24 protein-coding genes and 2 pseudogenes are annotated in these 24,386 nt (G+C 65.2%); 16 read left to right on the top strand and 10 right to left on the bottom strand.

Going from position 1 to position 24,386, the window contains the following annotated elements:
- Positions 1-47: 47 nt before the first annotated feature.
- A complete protein-coding gene (locus tag ON44_RS39140; RefSeq protein WP_040699805.1) occupies positions 48-635 on the bottom strand; it encodes an aromatic amino acid lyase in 588 nt (195 codons plus the stop codon).
- A 203-nt stretch (positions 636-838) separates the two neighbouring features.
- Between ON44_RS39140 and ON44_RS39135 the strand changes: the two genes are divergently transcribed.
- Positions 839-1,021 carry a hypothetical protein gene (locus ON44_RS39135; RefSeq protein ID WP_040699803.1) on the top strand — a complete coding sequence of 61 codons (183 nt, stop codon included), beginning with the start codon at positions 839-841 and terminating at the stop codon, positions 1,019-1,021.
- Positions 1,022-1,315: 294 nt separating this feature from the next.
- Here the strand turns inward: ON44_RS39135 and ON44_RS39130 are convergent, their stop codons facing one another.
- On the bottom strand, positions 1,316-1,648 hold the full coding sequence (locus ON44_RS39130) for a transposase domain-containing protein (protein WP_040699801.1): 333 nt from the start codon (positions 1,646-1,648) through the stop codon (positions 1,316-1,318).
- A 618-nt stretch (positions 1,649-2,266) separates the two neighbouring features.
- On the opposite strand from ON44_RS39130, the gene ON44_RS39125 reads away from it, so the two are divergent.
- The 5 genes from ON44_RS39125 to ON44_RS39110 all read left to right on the top strand — a co-directional run bounded on the left by ON44_RS39125 (position 2,267) and on the right by ON44_RS39110 (position 5,510).
- Positions 2,267-3,049, top strand: coding sequence for an ABC transporter ATP-binding protein (locus tag ON44_RS39125; protein ID WP_040699834.1), 783 nt, complete (start codon positions 2,267-2,269; stop codon positions 3,047-3,049).
- Between the two features lie 13 nt (positions 3,050-3,062).
- Complete coding sequence (locus tag ON44_RS39120) at positions 3,063-3,788, top strand: ABC transporter permease (protein ID WP_245567514.1); 726 nt, start codon at positions 3,063-3,065, stop codon at positions 3,786-3,788.
- A 26-nt stretch (positions 3,789-3,814) separates the two neighbouring features.
- Positions 3,815-4,792, top strand: a complete 978-nt coding sequence (locus ON44_RS39115; protein WP_157187530.1) for an ABC transporter substrate-binding protein — start codon at positions 3,815-3,817, stop codon at positions 4,790-4,792.
- Between the two features lie 90 nt (positions 4,793-4,882).
- The gene (locus tag ON44_RS53600; RefSeq protein WP_281005576.1) at positions 4,883-5,014 is read left to right on the top strand and encodes a hypothetical protein; all 132 of its coding nucleotides are present in this window, start codon (positions 4,883-4,885) and stop codon (positions 5,012-5,014) included.
- Between the two features lie 259 nt (positions 5,015-5,273).
- On the top strand, positions 5,274-5,510 hold the full coding sequence (locus tag ON44_RS39110; protein ID WP_157187529.1) for a hypothetical protein: 237 nt from the start codon (positions 5,274-5,276) through the stop codon (positions 5,508-5,510).
- A 121-nt stretch (positions 5,511-5,631) separates the two neighbouring features.
- On the opposite strand, the gene ON44_RS39105 is transcribed toward ON44_RS39110, so the two are convergent.
- Together ON44_RS39105 and ON44_RS47470 are read right to left on the bottom strand one after the other, a co-directional pair.
- Positions 5,632-7,164 (bottom strand): alpha/beta fold hydrolase, encoded by a 1,533-nt coding sequence (locus ON44_RS39105; RefSeq protein WP_169338149.1) that lies wholly within the window; start codon positions 7,162-7,164, stop codon positions 5,632-5,634.
- 285 nt (positions 7,165-7,449) lie between these two features.
- Positions 7,450-8,451, bottom strand: coding sequence for an IS110 family transposase (locus tag ON44_RS47470; RefSeq protein WP_051183014.1), 1,002 nt, complete (start codon positions 8,449-8,451; stop codon positions 7,450-7,452).
- A 621-nt stretch (positions 8,452-9,072) separates the two neighbouring features.
- Between ON44_RS47470 and ON44_RS39095 the strand changes: the two genes are divergently transcribed.
- Together ON44_RS39095 and ON44_RS39090 are read left to right on the top strand one after the other, a co-directional pair.
- Positions 9,073-10,353 carry a ThiF family adenylyltransferase gene (locus tag ON44_RS39095; RefSeq protein WP_063721705.1) on the top strand — a complete coding sequence of 427 codons (1,281 nt, stop codon included), beginning with the start codon at positions 9,073-9,075 and terminating at the stop codon, positions 10,351-10,353.
- Positions 10,354-10,403: 50 nt separating this feature from the next.
- Positions 10,404-11,033 carry a site-specific integrase gene (locus tag ON44_RS39090; protein WP_245567513.1) on the top strand — a complete coding sequence of 210 codons (630 nt, stop codon included), beginning with the start codon at positions 10,404-10,406 and terminating at the stop codon, positions 11,031-11,033.
- A gap of 76 nt (positions 11,034-11,109) precedes the next feature.
- Here the strand turns inward: ON44_RS39090 and ON44_RS39085 are convergent, their stop codons facing one another.
- Genes ON44_RS39085 through ON44_RS39075 form a run of 3 tightly spaced genes read right to left on the bottom strand, consistent with a single transcriptional unit; the run spans position 11,110 to position 15,316 of the window.
- Positions 11,110-11,679, bottom strand: coding sequence for a DUF6262 family protein (locus ON44_RS39085; protein WP_218007746.1), 570 nt, complete (start codon positions 11,677-11,679; stop codon positions 11,110-11,112).
- Positions 11,676-14,156, bottom strand: a complete 2,481-nt coding sequence (locus ON44_RS51760) for a tyrosine-type recombinase/integrase (protein WP_174415242.1) — start codon at positions 14,154-14,156, stop codon at positions 11,676-11,678. Before ON44_RS51760 ends, ON44_RS39085 begins: the two co-directional genes overlap by 4 nt.
- A complete protein-coding gene (locus ON44_RS39075; protein ID WP_040699794.1) occupies positions 14,153-15,316 on the bottom strand; it encodes a tyrosine-type recombinase/integrase in 1,164 nt (387 codons plus the stop codon). The genes ON44_RS51760 and ON44_RS39075 overlap by 4 nt, the downstream gene beginning before the upstream one ends.
- Positions 15,317-15,451: 135 nt before the next feature.
- On the opposite strand from ON44_RS39075, the pseudogene ON44_RS39070 reads away from it, so the two are divergent.
- The 4 genes and pseudogenes from ON44_RS39070 to ON44_RS53120 all read left to right on the top strand — a co-directional run.
- A pseudogene (locus tag ON44_RS39070) lies at positions 15,452-15,985 on the top strand (tyrosine-type recombinase/integrase); the annotation flags it as partial.
- A complete protein-coding gene (locus tag ON44_RS39065) occupies positions 15,982-16,311 on the top strand; it encodes a helix-turn-helix domain-containing protein (protein WP_040699793.1) in 330 nt (109 codons plus the stop codon). The pseudogene ON44_RS39070 and the gene ON44_RS39065, both read left to right, overlap by 4 nt.
- Positions 16,311-18,263, top strand: coding sequence for an XRE family transcriptional regulator (locus ON44_RS53125; protein WP_245567512.1), 1,953 nt, complete (start codon positions 16,311-16,313; stop codon positions 18,261-18,263). Before ON44_RS39065 ends, ON44_RS53125 begins: the two co-directional genes overlap by 1 nt.
- A 35-nt stretch (positions 18,264-18,298) precedes the next feature.
- A complete protein-coding gene (locus ON44_RS53120; protein ID WP_245567511.1) occupies positions 18,299-18,568 on the top strand; it encodes a hypothetical protein in 270 nt (89 codons plus the stop codon).
- Positions 18,569-18,617: 49 nt separating this feature from the next.
- Here the strand turns inward: ON44_RS53120 and ON44_RS53115 are convergent.
- From ON44_RS53115 to ON44_RS39050, 3 genes and pseudogenes are all read right to left on the bottom strand, one after another.
- Positions 18,618-18,710 (bottom strand): annotated as a pseudogene (locus ON44_RS53115) (DUF3703 domain-containing protein); the annotation flags it as partial.
- 21 nt (positions 18,711-18,731) lie between these two features.
- Positions 18,732-19,052 carry a hypothetical protein gene (locus ON44_RS39055; protein ID WP_051183012.1) on the bottom strand — a complete coding sequence of 107 codons (321 nt, stop codon included), beginning with the start codon at positions 19,050-19,052 and terminating at the stop codon, positions 18,732-18,734.
- Positions 19,053-19,205: 153 nt separating this feature from the next.
- On the bottom strand, positions 19,206-20,066 hold the full coding sequence (locus ON44_RS39050; RefSeq protein ID WP_040699824.1) for a helix-turn-helix transcriptional regulator: 861 nt from the start codon (positions 20,064-20,066) through the stop codon (positions 19,206-19,208).
- Between the two features lie 156 nt (positions 20,067-20,222).
- Between ON44_RS39050 and ON44_RS39045 the strand changes: the two genes are divergently transcribed.
- The 4 genes from ON44_RS39045 to ON44_RS39030 all read left to right on the top strand — a co-directional run bounded on the left by ON44_RS39045 (position 20,223) and on the right by ON44_RS39030 (position 24,167).
- Positions 20,223-21,062, top strand: a complete 840-nt coding sequence (locus tag ON44_RS39045) for an oxidoreductase (protein WP_040699823.1) — start codon at positions 20,223-20,225, stop codon at positions 21,060-21,062.
- A 164-nt stretch (positions 21,063-21,226) separates the two neighbouring features.
- Entirely contained in the window at positions 21,227-22,009 is a 783-nt protein-coding gene (locus tag ON44_RS39040) for an SDR family NAD(P)-dependent oxidoreductase (protein WP_218007744.1), read from the top strand.
- 19 nt (positions 22,010-22,028) lie between these two features.
- Positions 22,029-22,772: an SDR family oxidoreductase gene (locus ON44_RS39035; protein ID WP_040699790.1), complete on the top strand. Its 744-nt coding sequence runs from the start codon at positions 22,029-22,031 to the stop codon at positions 22,770-22,772.
- A gap of 267 nt (positions 22,773-23,039) precedes the next feature.
- The gene (locus tag ON44_RS39030; protein WP_051183010.1) at positions 23,040-24,167 is read left to right on the top strand and encodes a nitroreductase family protein; all 1,128 of its coding nucleotides are present in this window, start codon (positions 23,040-23,042) and stop codon (positions 24,165-24,167) included.
- Positions 24,168-24,386: the final 219 nt, after the last annotated feature.

Genomic DNA, 24,386 nt, shown 5'->3' with positions numbered 1-24,386 from the left:
AGTCCGGTGTCGACCAGGAAGCGGGGCGATGATGTCCGGTTGTTCGGTCAGGGCCAGCCGCACGGTCGTCGAGAATCCGCGGCGGCGTGGCCTTGAACAACTTTGAACGCGAGGGGCATCGAGTAGGGCGCTTTCGGATGGTAGGTGGATTCATCGATCGCTCGGCTGGTCCTGCGGTCAGCGGCCGCCTGGCGCAAGGCAACTGCCAGTGCGCCCTGCACCCAGCGCAACTTCCGCACCTGCTCTACGCAGTGATCGCGGCCTGTGTGCCGAACGGGACGATGGTCCTGGTTGTGCTGAATGGTAGGGATGCTCTGCATTGCGGCGGGGACGGCGGCGCGGCGCATCGCCACCACGATGGAGGTGGCAGCGATCTCGACTCCTGTGAGGCCGTGCTGCTGCCCGGGTCCAGCCGCCAGGGACGGCGGCAGACCGGTATTGCGGTGCGGGTCCATCACCAGGTCGAGCTGGCGTTCGGCTAGATTCGCCAGTTGGGTGACGGCACTGGAGAGCAGGTCGGCGGCGAAGGCGACCCGGACCGGTTGCGCGGCGGTCTCGAGGTCACGGGGAGTCAGTCGGCCGGGAAATCTCAGCACACAGCCACCGACGATCTCGGCGGTCTCGACGATGTCCAATCCGGCCCCTCTCGACGCTCTTCCTGAATGCCTGCTGCCTGCGCTGATTGGTCACTATGCCGTCGGTTCGATCATTTCGGCGCATTGCGGTCCGCTGAACGAACCGGCGCTGCCGGTGCACCGCCATGCGGGTGTAGATGTAGCCGGAACGGATCCAGAGCATCGGATCGCGACTGCCGCATCGCACGTGTGGGGAGACGCTGTTGAGCAACGACCTGGGCCAGCGACTGCATCGACTGACCGAAGACACCCGCGACCGATCGGACTGGCAGCCAACACATTTCGACTTGACCGTCGACCGGGACAGATCCGCGCTCGCTGGGTTGCTCGCGTCGCCGCAGGTGCACACCATTCGCGACACCATTGCCGACCAGTGTGCCCCCTAAAGGCGCCGACCAGTGTGCCCCCTAAAGGCATAGCCGCCGGTCATGGTGGCGGCGACAATACCGTGTGATCTGCGGCCATTTGCCATCTACTTGTCAAGAATCCGACCGACGTGTTTGTAGGGCAGTGCTTTCTGTCGCGGTCGGTCGTCGGTGAGGTGTGCGGGTTCCATTTCGTTGGCGGACTCGGTTGAGGGTGGCACCGCTCAGCGGTGCCACCCCTCAATTCGGTTCGATACACGGTCTGGGCCAACGGCCCGGCCAGGACGTCGAATAACGCCCTCACCGGCGCGGCTGTCAGCCTTCGGCGCAGATCGCGCAGCGCTTTCGCGGTCGGAGAGGCGATAGGGCATCCCTCGTCAACGAGGCCGTGAGTTTGTCCCACCGCAGCCGATAGCCGACCTCGGAGAACAAACACATCACCAGTAGGAAATAGATCCCGACCCGAGATGGAAGCTCGCGCAGCCTGCGCTGCACCGTGCGTGTCTCCTCCAGCACCGCGTCGACGAGCTCGAACGACACAACGGCGGTCAGCTCACCCAGATGGCCGGGAGCGAACCGGCCCGCGGCGACGGTGACCGAACGGGTGATGGTTACCAGGGCCGATGGCAGGGGAGAATGAAGGGGCAACGAAGCTCCTCGGGAACAGGCTGTCTTGGTCGACTACCTGAACCAACGAACTCCGTTGTGCTATGCCCGAAATCCTCAAAGTGCTTGCGGCACCCGTAAAAACACTAACTACCCTGCCTTGGGGGAACTCCACGGCGACCGCTCCAACATCGGTCGCTTGATGTTCCTCGACCCCTCACACGTGAACTCTATGACTGGCCCCGCAAGGCCCGGTCCACCGTCGCCGACCTGCGATTAATTGCCGGACAGCACCCTAGCGCGCCAGCACTGAGCAACCTGATCGGCGATCTAACTTACTGTGCCATCTCGGATCTCGACAATGGAGGACATGCAAGTGCACTAACGTATTCGGCGACACCGGGACCGGCTGCACCTTCCAAGTTCCTTTGTGCACCAACGTGTTCACCTGCTGGCGGGGATCGGAATCGCATCCCCGACAACTCCGAAGCGCGGGCACCTGAGGATACCCGGAACGCGACCAACGAGCGCAGGCCTACGAAGACTTCATCGAATCCCTCATCAGGTATCCCGCAGAGAAAATGCTGCGGAACCGGTGCGGCACATCGCAACTGGTAGCCTGATGACGCCAGCGTGATCTTGTAAATAGGGACTTCTGTGGTGAATACGCGCAATGCGATCGAGCTCGCGTCGGTGACCGTCTCCTTCACCAACAGTTCCTACACCGCGCTGGAGGACGTCAGCTTCGGGGTCCCGCGTGGCCGGTTCGTGTCGGTGGTGGGGCCAACCGGGTGTGGCAAGTCCACTGTGCTCAACTGCGTTGCGGGGCTTCGTGAGCCGACCTCCGGGGAGGTTGTCATCGACGGCGTGGCGTTGCGCGGACTCAACCGGGACGCAGGCTATATGTTCCAGCAGGACGCCCTGCTGCCATGGAAAACCGTGCTGGACAACATTGCGCTCGGGCTCCAGCTGCGCGGTGTCCGCAAGCGGGAACGCACAGACCTCGCCCGGGAGTGGATTGCGCGGGTTGGGCTCGGCGGCTTCGAACATGCCTATCCGCACGAGCTGTCCGGCGGTATGCGCAAGCGGACCGCGGTAGCCCAGACGTGGGTCACTGACCCGGAAATCCTACTGATGGATGAGCCGTTCAGCGCCTTGGACGTACAGACCCGACAGATCATGGAGAACGAGCTACTCACGCTGTGGACCGGCAGTGGTAAGACGGTCCTGTTCGTCACGCACGACCTGGATGAGGCTGTGTCGCTGTCGGACGAGGTGCTGGTGCTCTCCGCCGGCCCGGCGAGCCGGGTACTCGGTCGCCACCTGGTGGATCTGCCGCGTCCACGCGACCTCCTGGAAATCCGGACCGCGCCACGGTTCATCGAGATCTATCGCGCGATATGGTCGGACCTGCGCGATGAGGTGCTGAAGAGCCATGGATAGACGTGCGGTCCTGGTGCAGATCGCACTCGCCGCGGCCATTGTGCTCGGGTGGGAGTTCGGCGGCGCCGACGAGTTCTTCTTCAGCAAGCCAAGCGATATTTTCGCGCGGATCGTGCAATGGTTCGCGCACGGGACGATCTGGGAACACCTCCGCGTCACGCTCACCGAGGCCGCGCTGGCGCTGCTGATCGGCACCGCAGCCGGGCTGGTGCTCGGGTTTGTGCTGGCCCGTTTTCGTTTTCTGGCAGCGGTTTTGGACCCGTTCATCAAGGTCCTCAACGCGCTGCCCCGGGTCGTGCTCGCGCCGATCTTCCTGCTCTGGTTCGGGCTCGGCATCTGGTCGAAGGTCGCCTTCGGTGTGACGCTGGTGTTCTTCATCGTGTTCTTCAACACATATCAGGGCGTGCGCGAGGTGGAGCAGGTCCTGGTGGACAACGCCCGGATGCTCGGCGCGGCTGAGGGGCAACTAGTGCGGCATGTGCTGCTGCCCAGCGCGCTCGGGTGGATCTTCTCCAGCTTGCACGTCAGCGTCGGCTTCGCCATCGTCGGCGCCGTGGTCGGCGAGTACCTCGGCGCCTCAGCTGGTGTCGGCTACCTCATTGCTCAGGCCGAAGGCACCTTCGATACCACCGGTGTATTCGCCGGCATGTTTGTACTCTCTGCCGTCGTGCTTCTCGTCGACTCCACGGTCGGAAGGCTCGAACGGAGACTTTTGCGTTGGAAACTGGAGGGATCATGAGACGGCTCATAACGGTACTGCTGGCGGTGCTGGCGCTGGTCAGTTGCACGTCCGGAGCCGACCAGCTTGACGCTGGAACCAGGGTTACCATCGGCGTGGGTGGACAGCCGCTGCTGGTGTACCTTCCGACGACGCTGGCGGAGCGGCTCGGTTTCTACCGTGAAGCGGGCCTGCAGGTGAAACTGGAAGACCTGCAGAGTGGTTCGAAGGCGTTGCAGGCGCTGCAAGGTGGCAGTGTGGACGTGGTGAGTGGGTATTACGACCACACGATCCAAATGCAGGCCAAAGGCCGTGAAGCTACGGCGTTCGTCAGCATGCTGCGGTTACCGTCGCTGGCGTTGGCGGTGTCGCCGAAGACTGGCAGGTCGATCACCTCGGTCGCCGACCTCGAGGGCGCCACCGTCGGAGTGACCTCACCTGGTTCATCCACAGACTTCTTCCTGAAGCATCTGCTCGTCCAACACGGAATGGCCGCCGACGCCGCCCGCATAAGCGGCATCGGCGGTGATGCCAGTGCGGTGGCGGCGATGGAGCAGGGCAGGGTCGACGCCGCGGTGATGGTTGAACCGTCCATCTCCGTGCTGCAGCAACGTGTCGGCCCCCTACGGATTCTCGCCGACACGCGAACCGTGGACGGGCTGAAGAGCGAGTTCGGCGTGGACAACTACACCGCATCCGTCTTGTACTCGACCGGTGAGTGGCAGGCCAAGAACGCTGACACCGCACGCAAACTCGCCGGAGCGATCGTCCGCACGCTGCAGTGGATCGAGCAGCACTCGGCCACTGAGATCGCCGACCGTATGCCATCGGAGTACTCCGCCGGTAACCGAGAGATCTACATCCAGGCGATCGAGCAGACCAAGGAATCGTTCAGTAAGGACGGTGTCATACACGCAGACGGTGCCGGGGCCGCCTACGCCGTCCTCGCCAGGTTCAACCCCGAAGTCGCGCAGGCCAAGATTGATCTTGGCAAGACCTACTCGAACGACTACCTCCCCCGGTAGTTCGACGAGCACCTTTCAACGCAGCAGCAGTGAATGCATCGCCATCCATCGACTGGACGAGAGGTGTTTGGCGGTATCGGCAAGGTGTGGATGCGCAGCGACAGCCTGCGAGTCGACGGGCAGCAAGGTATGGGATGTCGCTGCCAGGCCACGACCGGCGAGGTCGCCGAGAGAATCGAGAAGGTCACCGTCGAGTCGACCCCGGATTACTGGCGGATCTAGTTCTAGAGGTGCCGGCTATTCGAGTCGGCAACCGAGTACGAATCCCGTCGCGATGGGTACGCCAAGTGCTCCAGTTGCAGGCTGATCCAGGCGACAAATACGCCCGGTAGGACGCAAGCGCTCCGCGCCACATTCACAAGCCTTCACCATCCCCAGGGTCGGCCATTCCCTCTGGGTGGATACAACGCCTCCGCCACCCGCCGCCGGTGTATGAGGCAAGCCGCACGTATTTTCCTGCGGCCGTGTCGAAGTGGGCGTTGTGCCCCGAACCCGGACCGGTGTTTCGGCTGCTGTGGTCGCCGCGGGCTGGTTGATATCCGGTGCGGATGCGGCGGGCTTCGCCGAGGCGAGCCCTGCCGTGCACGACAGTGTGCTCGGCCAGCAGCGTTCCCGAATTGCTGTCGCATTCCAGCGAGAGCGCTACTCGCAGATCCCGTCGCACATTGCGCAGCTCGAGGTAGTCCTTTCATATGCCCCTGGGGACCGCGCTCACTGATCAACACGGAAATATCGAACACTCGAATACTGGCCCCTACCAATCCCAACTTCAGGGCCGCTTCCATGGTGGCGTCCAGCGCCCAGCCTCGACGTCGTCGGTATCTTCGGCGGCCGTGCGGTCAGTCGAACGGGGCTTTGTCGATGCCGCAGCGGGTGCCGACCGGGGGAAGTTGCCCGGACGTCAGGTAGTCCCGCTTAACCTGTTCGGCGCAGGTGCTCGCTACGTACATGCTGCTGTGGCCCGCGCCCTCGATCACCACAACTTGGGCGCTGGCAAGTTCGGCGGCGCCCGCGACCGCGCCGGGCAGCGGTGTGGCCGGATCGAATCTGCTGTTGAGGACCAGAATCGGGGCCGAGGTCGAGCGATTCCACGGGCCGGTGTACCGGTCGGCGTCGTGGCCATGCCAGAAGGCACAAACGGTGGTACTGAAAACGCCGACCCGTCCGAAGTGCGGTATCCGCTGGTCCTCTGTGATGGCCGCGCTGCTGTAGATGGAGGGATCGGTGGGCACGGCGCTGTCACTGCATTGGATCGTGTAATACGCCTCGGTGCGGTTGCCCAGATACGAGGCCTCGGCGATCGATTGCAGGCCGGTGAGAGTCGGAAGGGCGGTGCCCGAATCGAACAGCGCCTGCAACAGGGTGGCGAGGTCCGGGTAGGTCGAGGGCTGTGAAAGTGCGCTGGCCGCACCGACGATCGCCGAATAGGTCCAGTTCTGACCCGCCACCCTGATGGGCGCCATGCGCGCTCGCTGGGTGAGCACCGTCCATTTCAGTCGTGGATCGCCTCCACCGAATGCGCAGCGTGGACCGGCTACCGCGCACTGCCGGAGGAATTGGTCGAAGGTGTCCGCGATACCGGCGGCCACATTCTGTCTGACGTCCAAAGGGACTGTCATGCCCTGTCCGTCATGGCCGTTGATGTTGCCCTCGAAGTCGAGCGACCCGTCGAACACCATCGCCCGCACCCGGCTCGGGAACATGTTCGCGTAGATCGCACCGAGTTGGGTGCCGTAGGAAATTCCGTGGTAGGTGAGTTGCGGATCGCCGACCGCGCGGCGCAGCAATTCCAGATCGCGCGCGGTATTGGCTGTGGATGCATGATTCAGGATCGGCCCGGCGTTGCGTTCGCAGCGGTCGGCGAGTTCCTTATCGTGCGCGAAGTACTCGGCTTCTCCGCTGGCATCCGTGGGCATTTCCGGGCTGGAGCCGAGGAAGGCGAGTTGTTCGTCCATATTCGGGAAACAGCGGGTTGCCGAGCTGCGCGCCGACGACCGCGAATCCCAGGCAACGAGGTCGAAGCGCGACCGCAGCTCATCGGAGAACAACCACGGCCACCGGGCCCGCTCCCGCAGCCGGTCGACGCCGGATGGGCCGGGGCCGCCGAAATTGACGAACAGGGTGCCGATGCGACGGATCGGATCAGCGGCCGGCAGCTTGATCACCGCAAGGTCGATGTGGTCGCCATCGAGCTGATGGTAATCCAGCGGCACTCGCGCGGCGGTGCACTGAAAGCCGTCCTGGCAGTCGGACCAGTGCAGTTCTGGCGTCGGCGCGGTCTCGGCGAGACCATCCAGGTACGGGTCGACGCCGTCGGTGGCTGCGGCGGGCGTGCCGAGTGCGGCGGCACCGAAGACAAGCGCGAGTACCACAGCTCTGATTCGGCGGGAACCGCAGCGGCGCAATCGCCGAACCAATGGAGCCTCCTATGCGTAGATCAACGAACTCCCAGAAGGCACCGGATCGGTGACAGGAGCTATTCCTGAGTCGTAATCGATTGGCGAGAGCCCCTGATCGACGAGCGGCACCGCTTATGATTGTAGGAATGCATCCAAATGTCAACTGCGGCAATGGGTTCAGACTTTGCGATGCGCGGGCGAATAGCGAGGTCATCGCCTTGTCTGACGCCGCGCTGGCGGTACGGGACGCGCACCCGATTACGGCCTATGGGCGAATGAGGCGAGCTGAGTTCTTGGCCGTGCACGGAGAGCCGGGCGAAGCGCAACGCGCGCTGGCTCTGGCCGACGCGGCGGCGGAAGCGGCTCCGGAGTTCCCGCATGTGTGCTTCCGTGATGATTGAGTGAGTTCAAGGACTCACGAAGGAGCAGGGTGGACGCGTGGTGGCTGGTGTTCGTTCCGGATTCGGACCATTTGGGCCCACTCCCTCCAGACGGAGTTCTGGGGATACAGGATCTCCCGGCTGCTGTAGACCGGACGGGGCTTCGTTCCGGTGATCCGGTGTTCGTCCGCCCGACTTCGTCATCGATGCACACTGCGGCGGAAATATGGCTGATTCCAACAATTTTCAGTAGTTCGGGAGCCAGCGGGCCGACGAGGTCCTTGATCGAAGTGTCCAGTTCGCGGACACGGCGGTTGAAGTCGGCGACCTCTGCGATCATGTCGGTGATCACGCGATGAACATGATCGCCCAACTGTGCCGAGTCCAGCAGTCCAGTCAGTGACGCCAAGACCTTCGTGCGGGCCAGGTCGCCCGGGGTGTGGTTGATCCAGACATGAAGGTGGGCCTTGAGCTGGTTGATCGCCATGGTCCGGCGCTTGATGACGTCAGAACGGTAGTCGACCAGCATCCGCAGCTCACGCACCCGGTTGTCGATGCGGTGGCGGTCCAGGCCCGGTGTTGCGATCGCAGCGTGAGCGGCGGCCATGGCATCGACGAGATCGGATTTGGAACCGGTGGCGGCATGTAACTTTCGGTGAGCGGCGGTCAACCGGGTAGGAACCCAGACCACTTCGTGCCCGGCAAGCAGCAGCCCATCGGCCAGACGGCGCGCGAAACCGTGACCGTCCTCGATAGCCCAGGTGACAGGCGCATCGCCAGCGATCGCTCGAATCCATTTGAGCAACGCCGTAATCAGCAGCGCGTCGTTCTTCACGGTAAGCGACTTACCGGCCTGCTTGCCGGTGGCATCGACAGCCACTGCGACATGGATGTGCTTGTGCGGGTCGGATCCCCACTGTCACCATCGAGACGTCTTCTCCTGTTGCTATAGCGCGGCGACGGGACGACAGCGAGGGCCGGACAGACCTATTGCGAGTTGACGGCTCAGCAGGCTTCTATCAAGTCACTCCCGGCCAGGGCTCTCGCCCCGTGGACCGCCGTGGACATATCAACGGAAAGCCTTGCGGCACATGTTCTCCGAGTCACCCAGCAGCCCTGCCGGATCAGCTCCCGTCGTAGCGTCCAGCCCGTCAACTCTGAACCAATAGGTATTCTCGGTTCGGTTTGATTCAGTGGTGGAAACAGGCGAGTGGTCTCGTACTGCGATGGGTTTTTGCCCGATGGTGTGGTCGGGGTTCGGCGCAATAGTCGTTCAGCCGGTAGGTGCTACTTGTCATCAAACCAGCCATTTAATGGCTGACGTCAACCAACAACGCTCGCACACGTCAACGCTGGCAATCGATGTCACAGCCGGAATGGGTGGGTCTTCCATATATTCGCAGCTCAGCGGCACAATGAAACCAACTACCTCCAACGCGGTCCGCTCTTGACAACGATGCCAATCGCAAGCTGCTTCCACGTATGTACATGGAGTTGCCAGTTGCGACAGTTGGTTTCGCTGACCCGCCCCGATGCCGACCTGTCGCCGACAGAGGTCGATGACCACGTGCACAAACACCTGGACGGCAAGCCGCTGTCCGATCACGGGGTGTGGGTGTGGTACCGCTGGTCGCGGACTTTGGTGCATCTGCTGCCCCGCGATGAATTCCGCCAGGTTCGCACTGACCGCAACCGGTACAAGATCGCGCCGGAAGAACAGCGGCGGCTGGCGCGGGCGTGGATCGGAATCGTCGGGCTGTCGGTCGGCAACGCAACCGCCGTCACGCTGGCACTCGAAGGGATCGGCGGCTCGTTCAAAATCGCTGATTTCGATCGTCTCGAGCTGTCGAATCTCAATCGGCTCCGGGGCAGTGTCGCTGACCCAGGGGTCGAGAAGTCGATTCTGGCGGCGCGGCAGATGTTCGAGATCGACCCGTATCTGGAAATAGATCGGTTCGCGGCCGGTGTCGCAGCCGACACTGTCGACGAGTTTCTGCTCGGCACGGGTCGGCTGGACCTGCTCATCGAAGAATGTGACGACCTCTATATCAAAATCCTCATCCGTGAGCGCGCCCGCGCCTACGGAATCCCGGTCCTCATGGACACCAGCGATCGGGGTCTACTCGGTATCGAACGATTCGATCTCGAACCTGATCGGCCGATACAGCACGGCCTGCTGGGCTCGGTACAGGCGACCGAACTGCGTGCTACGACGGCCGCGGACCGAGTGCCGTTGACCCTGGCGATCCTCGGCGAGGACAGACTGAGCACCCGGTCGGCGGCATCACTGCCCGAGATCGGACGCACCGTCGGGAGGTGGCCCCAACTCGCGTCGGAGGTGACGCTCGGCGCGGCGATCGGAGCCGACACCGCGCGACGGCTGCTGCTGGGCGAGCCGATCGGGTCCGGGCGTTTCCATATCGACCTGGCCGCGCTCATGGTCGACCGCGGTGGCGAATACCACACGCCGATCTCCCCTGGTCCGCTGTTCGAGATCGCGCCCGAGGCAAGGGCGGGTTTCCCGCTGCCACCCGAACCAGCCCGGCGGGCAAAGATATCCGAGGCCGCGGTGCGGTGGATCGCAGCGGTCGGCACACTCGCCCCACCGGCGCACAACGCACAGCCGTGGTCGCTGCTCTGGCGCGGCGACGAGGCCGTGCTGGAATGCCGCAAAGAGGCGGAATTGCATTCAATGCAATATTCGGCAGGTTGGTGCAACGACGGTTTGCGCTGGTGGCGACCGTCCAATCAGGTTGGGGGACAGCTGAGGCGATGGGTTTGACCTGGTGCTGACCTCTGACGCATCGTTGTTGCGCTGGATACAACAGTGGGGTGACTCCGATTGCTCCCGGTTCGGCGCATCTGATGCTGGTGGACAACGTTGTGCATCTCGATCCGGCGCCGGCGGTGTTCGCGGCCATGTTGGAGGGGTGGCGGCGCCAGCAGTCGGCGCGGTTTCTCCGGGTGTCGACGATCGGGCCGCGGATCCAGCTCATCGAGCGGCTGGTGCGGTTTTCCGGGTTGTATCCGTGGCAGTGGACGGCCGAGGAAGGTGAGGCGTTCATCGACCATCTGCGCAACCAGCAGCGGCCGATAAAGGTGTCTACCGCGCGGTGCTACGAGGTAGAGATCAGCCTGTTTATCGAGTTCCTGCGCGATCCCCGCTATGGCTGGGGGCGGGTCTGCGAAGACCGGTTCGGCGAGGTTCCCCAGCCGATCTTCCACGAGGGCAACTCGATCCTGCACAAGACCGATTACGAGGGCGATCCGCGGCGTCGCCCGTTGACCTACGACGAGTTGCAGGCCTTTTTCGATGCCGCGGATGCCCGGCCGGGCAAGATCATCGCTCGCGGGGTGAAGGGCGGGTTGAGCGCGGCCCGCGATGCGGTGGTGTTGAAGACGATCTACGCCTACGACCCGTTCTCCGGGGCTCCGGCCGCGTGCATCTCCGCGATTCTCTGAGTTCGTGCAGCTCAGAGGCTGATGCGTGAAATGCTAGCGGTCGCAACAGCTGTGGTGCAAGCGGGCTCGCGGCGTGTCATTGCGTTCGGGTTGTTGTGTTGAGCCGGGCCATGAGTTCGCGGTTGGTGGCACGGGCGGCGGCGAGGTCTTCGTCGCGTTCATCGAGCTGCTGTTGCAGGTCGAGGTTGTGTTGTTCGAGCTGGTTGATTCTCTGGTGGAGGGCGTCGATGTCGGCCGGGGCGCCGAGCCCGGACTCGCGCCAGGTCTGTTCGCCGAGTGCTTCGGATAGTCGTTTCTCGAGGTGCTGGATGCGGGTGTTGAGCCGGGCGGCGCGTTCGTGGGCGGCGAGCAAGTCGGCTTGCAGCGAGGCGCGGGTGACCGCCGGTCCGGTGCCGCCGTTGGTGGTTGGATCTGCTTGCAGCGCATGGATTTTCTCCAGCAGGTCGCGGTGGCGGTAGAGGAAGGTGCGGTCGACCCCGGCGGCGCGAGCGATGGCGGAAGTGCTGATTTGCTCGCCGTCGGCGGCTGCCTTGTCGAGTATCGCGGTGACGCGTTGGCGTCGGCGCATGGAGTCGTCGCGGCGGCCGTCGAGCATCGGCCTGGTGCTGGTGGTGTGTTGCGTGCGAGTGGATTTCGTTGGTGTCATGCGCTGGCCTCCGTGGTGGGTGTGGTGAGGGTCGGCATGCCCAGTGGGATGCTGTGGGCGGCGCGGTGACGGCGCACGACGGCGACCGCCTCGTCGATACGGGCTCGCTGGCCATCATCGAGATCGGCGACGTCGCTTTTGATCCGGTTGATCAGCCGCCGGATGCGGGTGATTTCCTCCTGGGTCGGGGTGGCGTCGGCGCGGGCCCAGTCATCGACTCCGTCGATAGCGGCCGAAAGCCGTTCCCGGGTGCGCAGCAGATCATCGAGGTGTGCTTGCAGGTCGGGCAGGTAGGCGACGTTGGTGCGGAAATGGTCACAGCCCGCGCAGCGGAACCGAACCGGGCAGGCGCCGCCGCCGGCTGTGACGTTGGCCGGTTCGGTGCAAGTGCCGTAGGGGACGGCAACTTCGCCGACAGCGTGGCGGGCCCGTTCGGATTCCAGCAGCATCCGCGCGTCGCGCCAGATCCGGTTGCCGTGCCGATCGAAACTGAGCGCGGTGACAGTGTCGACCGCGGCGCGGCGGCGGTCCTCACCGATGCGGTAGTACCTGCGGGTCATGGAGAAGCTGCGGTGATCGAGCAGCTCGGCCAGAACGTCGATCGGAACACCGGCGTCGGCGTGTCTCTGGGCGTAGGTGTGGCGATATCCGTAGGGCGCTACCCGAGATTTGTCGAACTCGATGCCTTCGCGGGTGCGCAAGGTCGGCAGCGTGGCCACCCAGTCACGGTGACGCGCTTGCAGTGTGGTTGTGCTGATCGGCTTGTGCCCGTCGGGATTCCGATACCGGGTGGGCAGGAGTTTCAGCTGCGTCACAGGGGTATCGGGGAATCGTTCACGGACCTGTTGCTGCTGGGCGATGACGACTTCGGCGGTGGCCTTGCTGATCGGCAGCCGTCGTCCGAGCCGGTTGGCTTTGATGTTGTCGTAGACGAGTACGGGGCCACCGTCCTTGTCGTGGTCGAGACAGTTCAGCGTCAGGTTGAGGATGTCTTCGGGTCGGCGTCCTGTGTCGATGCCGATCTGGGTGGCGACCCGGACTTCGACAGGTTCGAGGGTGTCGAGGTGGGCGCACAGTACGGTCATGATCTCGGGAGGCAAGCAGCGTCCGGGTTCGCCGCGTTCGGGATCGGCGGGGATATCGACGTATTCGACGGCGAAGTCACCGGGCAGTCCAGCGGCGTGCTGACCGGGCCGGGTCAGGCCCAGGGATCGGATTCCGGCGAGCACCTGGCGCACGTCGCGGCAGATCATGTTGCGTTGATAGCGGCTGATCTGGCCGGTGGCTTCCAGGTGTCCGAGCCGGTTGAGGAACCCTTCCAGATCGGGGCGTCCGAGGGCGGCGGGATCCAGACCACGGTCGGGCCGGCGAGCGAGGTGTTCGGACAGTCGCCCGATGTTGTTTATTTTGCCGCGAACTCGCGCAGCACCACTGCCTCGGTGGTGCGGCAGTTGCTCGGCGGCCCACCGCTTGGCCGCGTCGGACAACCAGGGTTGAGTGATCGTGGTGAACGACAGCCTTCCTGGGTGACCGAAGACCGCCAGATCCCAAGTGTCCTTGGCATGTTCGGTGCCAGGATCGCTGAGCACGCGGCGGGCGTCGCGGGCGAACGCGGTCAAGATCGACTTCGGCCGCTTGGCAGGCGCCAGTTTCGGGTCGCAGTCGTGGATGGTGGCGACCTGGTGGCGGCGCAGGGTGTCGCAGACGGCCCGCAGCACGACATCGGTGAGCCGCAATCCGTCGCGCAGGCGTGTCTGCAAGCCGATCAGCACTTGCACGACCACCAGCTCGGGCAGTGCCCGCAGGTTCACCTGGCCCGGTTCAGCTACTCCCGATTCCGTTGTCCGCCAGGAATGTTCGTCGACGTTCAGATCGTTGCGGCGGGCTACCGTCCATCGCTGATAGTGAGTGCCGCAGTAACCGATCGCCCCGTCGGCGGCGCGGGTGCACGCCGAGACCACGCAGGGCGTCGCCGGCGGGTAGGGCCGGACACGCGGATGCCGCGCGAACTCCGCGACGCTCACGCGAATGCGCCTGGTGCGGAAGTTGGCCGCATGCGGTTCGCACAACTGCGCACCCGGAACGACCGGCACGCACAGACATTCAGGGACCGCGCAGTGCGGCGCGGGCACGGGCGCGGCGGGAAGCTTGTCGCTGGCCGCGATCTCGGCCATGGTCATGCCCATGCGGGTCAGCCTGGTAGAGCATCGAACGCAGATGTCCGGGTGATCGTTGTGAGCGGTTCCGGTGCACTGATCGACCCGGCATACCTTCCGGCCGAGGAGACGATGCTCGGCAGGCAGAAACAGAATCCGGACGGCCGGATCCCAACCGGTCTCGGCCAGCAGCTCCTTGTCCAGCGCTCGCGCCAACACCGCAGTGGAGCCGACGAGACCGACACCGGCGAGCACATGCGGGAACTCGAACGCCTCCTGACCACTGCCTCCTACAGCGCGATCCACAGCGGCGGCGGTCACCGGTCCACCGCGCCGAGCTCGCGGGGACTGGGCACGGCGTCGACGGCCGCGCGCAGTCGGGAGGAGTCGGGATGCATATAGACCTGCGAAGAGGTGATCGAGGCGTGACCGAGGAGGTCGGCGACCACGTCGATGCCGGCTCCGGCGTCGACAGCATTGCTGCCGAAGGCATGCCGCAGTTGATGCGGCCGGACTGGGGTGTCGAGCCCGGCCCGCCGCGACGCGGTGGCCATCAACTCCGCGACAGCGTCCGGGCGCATCGGCGCGCCGACCCTGCCGCGGAACAGGTTGACGAACACGAAATCACTGTCGGCAGCAGAAGGGATGCGCATGCGCTCGAACTCGTAGGTGTCGAAGGCTTGCACCACAAGGAAATCCAGCGGCACCCCGCGCTGACGGCGGGACTTGGCCCAGGCGCCGTTCGGGTTGTCCTCGCGGCGCACCACATGCAGATGCGCACGCTCGACCTCACAACCCAGCCGCCGCGAATCCACCAGCAAGTGCACATCGCTGCGCCGCAACCCGCACAGTTCCCCGCGCCGCAACCCGGCCCGCGCGAGCAGCAGCACAATCAGCCGGTCCCGCGCGGACCGGCACGCCCGCAGCAGCGCGACGATCTGTTCGTCGCTGGCTCGTTCGACCGTCGTCTCTGGTTCCGGAAGCCGATGCCGGACCCGCATACGCCACGCCATCCGGCCGTCCTCGCCGCGAGCCTCGACCGGCAAGTCGCGATCGTCGGCTACCTCATACAGCATCGCCACCAGCCCCGGCTCACCGTGACCGGCCGCGACCGCATGCACCACCATGCCCCGCACCGCGGTCAGCACACCGTTGATCCGCGACGGACACCGCACCGACGCACCCGGACCCGCGACCACCACGGCCGCGGCGCCATCAGCCGATGCCCGGGCGTGAGCCAGCCACGTCATGAACAGGGCGAACTGCTCAACCCCGGCCTGCCACGAGCGGCCCGACCGGGCGCACCAGCGCAAGAACAACGCGAGCGAATGCGCATACGCCTTCGTCGTGGACTCCGCCGCGTCACGGCCGAACCGCAAATGCCGCAGAAACTCGTCGGCGACACCGACGATCCGCAACTCCTCGTCCAGCACGGTCCAATACCGCTGCCCGGACGGCAAACTCACCGGAAACGCCCGCATGCATGCTCGCTTTCTGGTCGACAACCCGATACGACTACCAGCCACGAGCACCACACCCACGGAGAATCGCCGAAGCACCGGCCGAGCTACCCGGGTTGGGCAACGTCCTGCAACAGGTCAGGAAACCCCGGAGAGGGGCTGCGGCGCACCGAAACCGCCCAACTGGATCTGGTGGATCTGCGGCGCAACCCGAAGGCCCCGCAGTTCCGAGGCTTCGGGTCGGTCACGGTGCGCTACGGCAAGGCGTCGAAAGGGTCCGCGCCGAAGCGGCGGTCGGTGCTGCTGGTTCCCGAAATGGACTGGGTCACCGATGTCCTCGATGACTGGCTGACCGGGCTACGGCCGCGGTTCGGACCCGGAAAGCACCCGGCGCTGTGGGTGACCGAGCGACTGGGCCGACTGCGACCGCGCTCGATCAACGAGGCATTCGTCGACATCAAGCACGCCGCTGGGCTCGACAACGCCCTCGACGTTCACTGTCTTCGGCATTCGTTCGTCACGCACCTGATCGAGTTCGGTTACCCCGCACGGTTTGTGCAGGAGCAGGTCGGGCATGCCAACGCGGCGACAACGGCGGTCTACATGGGCGTTTCGAACGAATACCGCAACACACTGCTGGCGGCAGCCTTGAAGGGCCGCCTCGGCGACTTCTGGGATGTGACACCGTGATCAAAAAGATGGGCTACCGCTGGCGGTTACGGGACCTGATGGCCGATCAGCAGATGTTCCAAACATCGGACCTGGTACCGCTGCTGGCCGAGCGCGGCATCGTTTTGTCGCGGGAGCAGGTCTATCGGCTGGTCACTTCTGCGCCGCAGCGGATGAGCATGGACACGCTGGTCGCGCTCTGCGACATCCTGAGCTGCACGCCCAACGACTTGATACAGCCCGAGATCGTCAACCAGCAGGTTCGCAAGACGGCCGACGGGCGCCCCTCCGCGGCAGCGCCTATAGCACCGCGCCGCACAGTGATTCGCCGCCCCGGCCGATCCTGATGCGGCGGCGTTCCGGGCATCGAGACCTGGCAGCCGCGCGGGCCCGGCTGGTCGCGGCCGTGGTCGCAGTCGCCGGGCCGCCGATGACCGCAACCAGGGCCGAAGAACTACTGCGCCGAGCCAAGGCTTGGGCGGCGGGAAACGCCTGCGACCTCGCTGACCACCTGGCCGAGCGGCCGCACGCATTCATCGATCCCTCGGCACACAGCCTGCACTGTTTCGTGAGGCTGCTGCGGCTGCTCGACTCCGAAGGATTCGGCGAGAAGGTAGTGCAGCTGGGCTGCGTGCGCTGCGGCAAGATCAAAGCGCTGCCGCGCCTGGTCGCGGAGGGCCGCTGCTGCGTTCTCTGCGTCGCACGCACCCAACAGCGGCTTTGCGTCCGCTGCAACAAGGTGGGGATCATCGTCGCGCACCGTGACGACGGGGCAGTCTGCACCAACTGCTACAGCAGGGAGAATGTCCGGCGGATGGAATGCGCTGGATGCGGCACGGTCCGTCCGATCCGGCGACGGAAGTCCGATGGTTTGCTGCTCTGCCAGGAATGCAGCACCCCCGTCGATGCCTGCGCCTATTGCGGCCAGGTCCGTCGGATCGCCGCCCGCACACCCAAAGGGCCCGCCTGCCGCAACTGCTATCGGCCTCCACCGCGGCTCTGCGGCCTCTGCGGCAACCTCACACCGATCCACTCACGAGCCAAAGGAAATAAGCCCGACATCTGCTACGGCTGCTACCGCAACGCAGGCGAATGCGTGGTCTGCGGGAAGACCAGGCGAGGAGCCAAGGTCGGCGGTCAGGCGTTCCACTGCGCCACCTGCTGGCCGCGCAAGACCGAGACCTGCGCTATCTGCCACAACGACGACGTAGTCGGCGCTCGCTGGCCGCTGGGCACGGTCTGCCGACGCTGCTACAAATTCCGGGTCAACCAGCCCAGCCCGTGTAGCAGCTGCGGGCAGGCCCGGGTCCTGGTCGGCGTCGAGAACGGCGGCGGACTCTGCACCACCTGCTGCGGGCTGGAACTGAACTTCACCTGCCGACGCTGCGGCAGCGACGGCCGACTCATGGTCGATCACACCTGCATGAAATGCGTGGCCGCCGAACGGGCCCGCAACCTACTCAGTAACGACACCGGCACCGTCATCCCACAATTGCAACCATTGCTCGATGCCCTCGCCGGCGCGAACCCCGGGTCGGTGATCGCCTGGCTGCGGACCGGCCAATCCCGAAAACTGCTGTCACAGCTGGTCGCCGAACACCGCGAAATCACCCACACCGCCCTCGACGAACTACCCCAACGTCATGCCACCCACAGCATCCGGGCGCTGCTCGTCGGCGCCGGCGTCCTGCCCACCCGCAACGAACCCCTCGCCCAGCTCGAACTATGGTCCGAGCGAACACTCACCCAACTGCCTCGCAGCCAGCAACACATCATCCGGCCCTTCGCCGACTGGCACGTCGTCCGCGACGCTCGCCGCCGCGCCGCCCGCGGCCCCTACCGCGTCGGCGCTGCCAGCGCCGACCGCACTCAGATCCGGGCCGCCATCAAATTCCTGACCTGGCTGAACGCCCAGGGCGCCGGCATCGAGAACCTGTCCCAAGATCACATCGACGGGTTCCTGCTCTCTCACCCGTCGAAATCCCATCCGGTCATCGTGTTCTTCCGTTGGCTCCAAGCTCGCGGATTGGCTACCGGCCTCGACTTTCCTACCCAAACCAGCGGACTGCCCAACGACTTTCAAGGCTTCGAAGCCCACCAACAGCAACTACACCGTTGCCTGACCGACGAATCCATCCCGCTGGAAGCGCGAATCGCGGGAGCACTGATCAGGCTCTATGCCCTGCCCCTGGTCCTCATCGTCGAGTTCACCACCGACCGATTCCACCGCGACGACACCGGCGCATTCCTCACCATCGACCGCCACCCCGTCTGCTTCCGCCAACCCTGGCTCGCCTGATCGACCGGCTCATCGTTTCCGATGCCATCCAATCGATGATCAGACCCGGCGGCCCCGGACCCGCCTACCTGTTTCCCGGCCGACCACCGGGCCGCCCGCGCCACCCCCACTCATTGCGAGAAATGCTCACCGAGCACGGGCTTCCGATCCGGCCGGCCCGCAACACCGCCATGATCACCGCCGCCGGAGAACTCCCACCCATGGTCATGAGCGACCTGTTCGGCATCGACCCCGGCACCGCCCAGAAATGGGCCCACTACGCCCAAGCAAGCTGGGCAGACTACCTCGCCCATGTACACACTTAAGGCGACTCGGAGCTGGAGGCGCCCCCGGCCGATTCAGGCCGCGATGGGGGCGCAGCAGAGCGGCCAGGTCCGGCGGGGTCGGCATCGGCCGGCGTAGTCCGACGCGGGCGCGACCGGTGTTGCCTTCGGGATAGCGGCCGGCAGACCGCGGTCGACGGTCTATCTATTGATCGTCGGCCTTCTGCACTGCACGGCTGGAGCACCATTGCCGGACTCGCACATGACCGCGACCGTTGGAGGTCGACAGAGTGAAGTCGACCAGGCCCAGCCAGCCGCCGGAATTCGTTCGGGCCCAGGCCCGCAACAGCCCCGGAACCCGCCCCGAGACAACCAGACCGCCTGCACGGACCCGCAACGGCACACCGTTCACTCCAAAGCCGTTGCCGTCGCCGGGGATCGCGAGCCCGAGGTCTACCGTCACCGGCTTTGGTGGATCGACCACGCGACGCGGCGACGGCTGCTCCTCCGGCCAATCCTCGAACACGTATTCGAATATAGACCGATTGGTCCGCCTCGGGGAGAGCGGGCACCATGCGCGCCGTGGCCTCAACCGAAAGCCAGGAGCCCAGGGGCGGGTGCGTCTCGTGCGCGGTTCACGAAAGCCCTCGCAGGCAGTGGTCTGGACCGCTTTCCCGATTCACTGGTTGCGCTCGGCGGCGCGTGGGGTGGGGCCGGCGGGGGTGGCGCGCCAGGACGCCAGCAGGCGCAGTGCCTGTTCGGATTCGGGGTCTGCGGCGCTGTAGATGAACAGGGTGTGGGTGGATTCGTCGGGGACGGTGAATGCTTCCCAGTCGATGGTGAGTTCGCCGGCGATCGGGTGGTTGAAGCGTTTGCGTCCGGTGGTGCGGCCTTGGGGGTTGGGGGCGCTCCACCAAGTGCGGAATTCGCGGCTGGCGGTCGAGAGCTCACCGACGAGGGCGGCGATGGCCGGGTCGTGGGGGCGGGCGCTGGATTCCAGCTGCAGCACTCCGACGAGTTCGGAGGCGATGACGGCCCAGTCCCGGTAAAGGGAGTGCGCGGCGGGATCGAGCAGGACCCATCGCAGGAGGTTGCGGTCCCCGGCCGGGCGGCGCGGGAAGTCGGCGAGCAGTGCCCAGGCAAGTTCGTTGCCGGCCAGCACCTCCATCCGGGGGCCGAGCACGAATGCGGGCTGGTGATCGAAGCCCTCGATCATCTTGATGATGCCGGGTCGCACCGGCCGTTCGGTGTCGATGGTGCTGGTGGCGGGGCGGGCAAGATTGAACAGGTAGTCACGTTCGGCGTCGTCGAGTTGCAGGATCCGCGCGACCGCGGCGAGCACAGAATCGGAGGGGGTGATCTGGCGGCCTTGTTCGAGGCGGGTGTACCAGTCGGCGCTGACTCCGGCGAGGAAAGCGACCTCTTCGCGGCGCAGGCCGGGCACACGGCGGGCACCGGTGACCGTGATCCCGGCTTGAGCGGGGGTGATCGCGGCTCGTTTGCTGGTGAGGAATTCGCTCAGCGCTTCGTTCTTACCCACGCTATCCATTGTGGCGACGACTTCGCGGGAGTGGGTAGGTCTGTTGGTCCTAGCGAATCGGTCCTACGGTGAAGCGACCCTTCCCGCCGACCGGTGGCGTCGGTTTCCTGGATGTTGCTGGTCCGAGTCCGGGCCGGTGGAAAGGAAACACAGACCATGGCTACCTGGTTCATCACCGGCGCCTCCCGCGGCTTCGGCCGCCACGTCGCGGCCGAAGCTCTGCGCCGCGGCGAGAACGTGGCCGCCACGGCCCGCAACACCGAGGCCCTCACCGACCTAGTCGAGCAGTTCGGTGACCGGGTCCTGCCCCTAGCGCTGGATGTGACCTCACCCGAGCAGGTCACTGCCGCGGTGGCTGCGGCCGAACAGCGTTTCGGTGGCATCGACGTCGCGTTCAACAACGCCGGGATCGGCTATTTCGCCGCGTTCGAGGAATCCGAGGACAGCGAAGCCCGCCGGATGGTGGAGATCAACGTGTTCGGCCTCGCCGCGGTGACCAAGGCCGTGCTGCCCGGGATGCGGGCCCGACGCTCCGGCACGATCCTGAACGTCTCCTCGGTCGGGGGCCTGCGCTCGTTCCCGGCGGTGTCTTGGTACAACGCGACGAAGTTCGCCGTGGAAGGGCTCTCGGAATCCCTCGCCCAAGAAGTCGCACCGCTGGGGATCCGGGTGATCCTGGTCGAACCCTCCGGGTTCGCCACCGACTGGGCCGGTAACTCCGCGGCCGAGGTCGGGGCAGCCGATGTGATCGCCGACTACGACTCCACAGCCGGGGAATACCGCCGCAACTTCCGCGCCGGCGCAGGTGAGGAACCGGGCGACCCGCAGCGCGCCGCGGTCGCGATCGTCGATGTGGCCGGCGAGCAGACTCCGCCGCTGCGGCTGCCGCTGGGCAACTTCGCCTACGACGGCATCCTCGACAAACTCGACGCTGTGCGCGCCGATATCGCCGACCGCGAAAAGCTCAGCCGCGGCACCGACCGCGAACACCCGTGAACACCCGATAAAGCAGTGGCTGCGGGTGGCCCACCGACCGGTGGGTACTGCGCTCTGAAACGACCCACACCCTTGTGGCGGGGCCGGATCGCCGCTGATCAGCGGTAACGTCGGCCCCGCCCCGGGGTGAGACCAACGTAGCGACCACCACGAAAGGTTTCCCAATGTCTGATCGACCCTTGGCCATGATCACCGGCGGCTCGTCGGGTATCGGTTTCGAGCTCGCCAAGCAGTTCGCCTCCCACGGCTACGACGTGGCGATCTCCGGGCAGAGCACACGCGTGTTCGACTCCGCCGAGGCCCTGCGAGAGATCGGTGTCCAGGCATACCCGCACCAGGCCGACGCCGGCACCTACGACGGCGTGGAAAGCTTCTGGAGCTTCGTCACCGAACTCGGCCGTCCGGTCGAAGCCGCCGCCCTGAATGTCGGTATCGGCCTGGGCGGGGCGTTCGTAGACACCGACCTGGACGACGAACTGAAACTGATCGCGATCAACGTCACCGGCACCGTGCACACCGCCAAACGCGTCGTACGGCACATGGTCGGCAACGGTCGCGGCCGGATCTTGATCGTGTCCTCGGTGTCGGCGACGCTGCCGACCCCCTACGAGACGGTGTACGGGCCGTCGAAAGCGTTCGGGTTCTCCTTCGCCGAATCACTACGTGAGGAACTGCGCGAGACCGGGGTTACCGTCACCGCGCTGCTGCCCGGCGCCACCGACAGCGACTTCCACGCCCACGCGGGCATGGGCAACACCAAGTTCGGCGACAACAGCTGGAAGAACGACAAAACCCAAGTCGCCGAGCAGGGCTTCGAAGCGCTGATGAACGACGTCGACCACGTCGTAGGCGGTGACGAGAAAACCAAACAGCAGGCCGTCGACAACTGCACCACACCTGAACCGGTCAAAGCTGCCCGCCAGGCCGAACTGGCCCGCCCCAGCTGACAGCAAAGGAACCCTCACGATGAGTCACCTGACAGGCACGGTCGTGATCGTCACCGGAGCCTCCTCCGGCATCGGTGCGGCCACCGCGAAACGCCTCGCCGCCGCTGGGGCGCGGCTGGTGCTGGCCGCCCGCAACGAGGAAAAACTGCGCGACCTGGTCGACGACATCACCGGCGACGGCGGCACCGCGGTGTTCCGGGCCACCGATGTCACCGACCCCGACGACGTCGCTGCCCTGGCCGACTACGCGACCACCACATACGGGCGGATCGACACTCTGGTCAACAACGCCGGGCTGATGCTGTTCTCCTACTGGAAAGACGTCGCGGTCGAGGACTGGAACAAGATGATCGACACCAACATTCGCGGCTACCTCAACGCCATCGCCGCGGTGCTACCCGCGATGCTGGACCGCGGATCCGGGCACATCCTCAACATGAGCTCGGTCGCCGCCCACAATGTCGGGCAGGCCAGCGGCGTCTACAGCGCCACCAAATTCTTCATCCGCGCCATCACCGAATCTCTGCGCAGCGAGGTCGGGGTGAACAACGGCATCCAGATCTCCATGATCAGCCCCGGCGTCATCGACACCGGCTGGACCGACAAACTCACCAACACCGAAGGCAAAACCGTGGCCACCGAGCTCAACCAGGTCGCCATCACCCCCGAACGAGTCGCCGACGCGGTCGCCTACGCCCTGGATCAACCCGCCAACATCACCATCAACGACCTCGTCATCCACCCCACCCGCCAAGCCTGGTGAACCCCACCCCACCGGCACCGACCTCATGAGGAGCCGTCGACCCGTGTCACACACCGACGAGACCGCGCATGCCGACCAGGGAGGTATAGGTTCTTGCCGTGCAAGCCACACAGCTAATCGCCACCATCGAGGAGTAGCGACCCTTCGCCGTACCGATGCCCCGCAAGACCGCTCCGAATACTGCAAGCTTCGAATAAATACCCTCCACCGGTTCACGACCCAGCGCGCGATCTGCCCAGCCTCGACTTCGAGCTCACCGCGACCTGGGTGGCCTTCGGCGCGCTGATCGAGAATATCGAAACGGCCGCAGCACATCTCGGGCTGCGTGCGAGCACCCGAATCTGGCCGGACAGCGACGACGCGAGCCTGGTGTGCACGGTCACGCTGAGCCCGGACGCGCATAGGCAGGCTGCTCACCCGATCACCGATGTGATCACACGTGTTACCAATCGACGACGTGCGCAGCGTCGACTCCTCGGCGAACACGTGAGTGGGTTGTTCGCGAAGGTGTGCTCCGATTCCGGTGGGCGGCTTCAGCTGGTCAGCGATGATGACGCGCTCGCCGAGCTCGGTGCGCTGGCCGGAGACGGCGATCGCATCGGCATGCTCAACCAGGCCATGCATCACGATATAATGCGGGGCTACCGATGGACCGCTGAGGAGGTGCGCAACACACCGCACGGCCTCGACCTCGCCACGGCAGAGTTCACCGCCATCGAGCGGGCCGTGCTGGGTCTGCTCCGGCGCTGGCCGGTCGCACAGTATCTCGGGCAGATCGGCGGTGGCGGTGCCCTTGCGGATCTGTCCCGAACGGCGGTCACCGATGCCTCGGCAATGGGCTTGCTCACCGTGCCCGGTCTGGCAGACACCAGCTACCTGCACGGCGGGCGGGTCCTGCAGCGTCTCTGGCTCGCCGCCACCGCACACAGGGTCGCGGTGCAGCCCATGACCACGCTGCCATATCTGTTCGCTCGTCTGGAGCGAGGCGACGGACAGGGCCTGAACGAGACCGAGCGCGCCACGCTACGCGACCTGCGGGCCCGCTACCAGCGGTTGTTCGACACCGGACCGGACCAGGCCGAAATCGTGCTGCTCCGGTTCGGGCACGCCGACGCACCGTCCGCTCGTTCGCTGCGTCGCCCGCTCGACAACGTGCTGCGGTTCGCCTGCTCGTTTCTCGCGCAGCACCCAGAGCACCGTCGCGAACTGCTCCAGCATCCAGAACGCCTCGACAGCGCAGTCGAAGAGTTCCTGCGGGATATAGGGTTAGCAATTTGGGTCGGCTCGCGACCGCCGATAGCGAGCTGGCCGGGCAGGAAATCAAGATCGGCGATTTCGTGCTCGGCCTCTCCGCGATGGCTAGCCTCGATAAGCGGGTCAACAAAGACCCGATGACGATCGACTTCGGTCGGAAACGAGCGAAGAACCCTAGCTTTGGCACCGGTTTTGTGCGCCGAGTGGCCAGGCGGTTCAAACATGACCCCAACCAGCTGCCAAAGTCAGGTTCGCGCAGGCATCAAACTCAGCATTTCCGCAGGTCCAGGCGTGTGGTTAACGCATGTATCCCCCTCCCGATACGAACCCCCACGTAAGCGCGGATTTAGAACGCTGGAG

Source organism: Nocardia vinacea NBRC 16497 (genome assembly GCF_000308835.1).
GTDB lineage: Bacteria > Actinomycetota > Actinomycetes > Mycobacteriales > Mycobacteriaceae > Nocardia > Nocardia vinacea.
Note: the sequence above shows the minus strand (reverse complement) of the source record. Positions and strands in the feature narration are given on the sequence as shown.

Excerpts from the sequence above, each read along its gene's own strand:
- ON44_RS53600 (WP_281005576.1), top strand. The coding sequence starts at position 4,883 with ATGCGCAGCGACAGCCTGCGAGTCGACGGGCAGCAAGGTATGGGATGT.
- ON44_RS39085 (WP_218007746.1), bottom strand. The coding sequence starts at position 11,679 with ATGACACCAACGAAATCCACTCGCACGCAACACACCACCAGCACCAGG.
- ON44_RS39075 (WP_040699794.1), bottom strand. The coding sequence starts at position 15,316 with ATGCGGGCGTTTCCGGTGAGTTTGCCGTCCGGGCAGCGGTATTGGACC.
- ON44_RS53125 (WP_245567512.1), top strand. The coding sequence starts at position 16,311 with ATGCGGCGGCGTTCCGGGCATCGAGACCTGGCAGCCGCGCGGGCCCGG.
- ON44_RS53120 (WP_245567511.1), top strand. The coding sequence starts at position 18,299 with ATGATCAGACCCGGCGGCCCCGGACCCGCCTACCTGTTTCCCGGCCGA.
- ON44_RS39045 (WP_040699823.1), top strand. The coding sequence starts at position 20,223 with ATGGCTACCTGGTTCATCACCGGCGCCTCCCGCGGCTTCGGCCGCCAC.
- ON44_RS39040 (WP_218007744.1), top strand. The coding sequence starts at position 21,227 with ATGTCTGATCGACCCTTGGCCATGATCACCGGCGGCTCGTCGGGTATC.
- ON44_RS39035 (WP_040699790.1), top strand. The coding sequence starts at position 22,029 with ATGAGTCACCTGACAGGCACGGTCGTGATCGTCACCGGAGCCTCCTCC.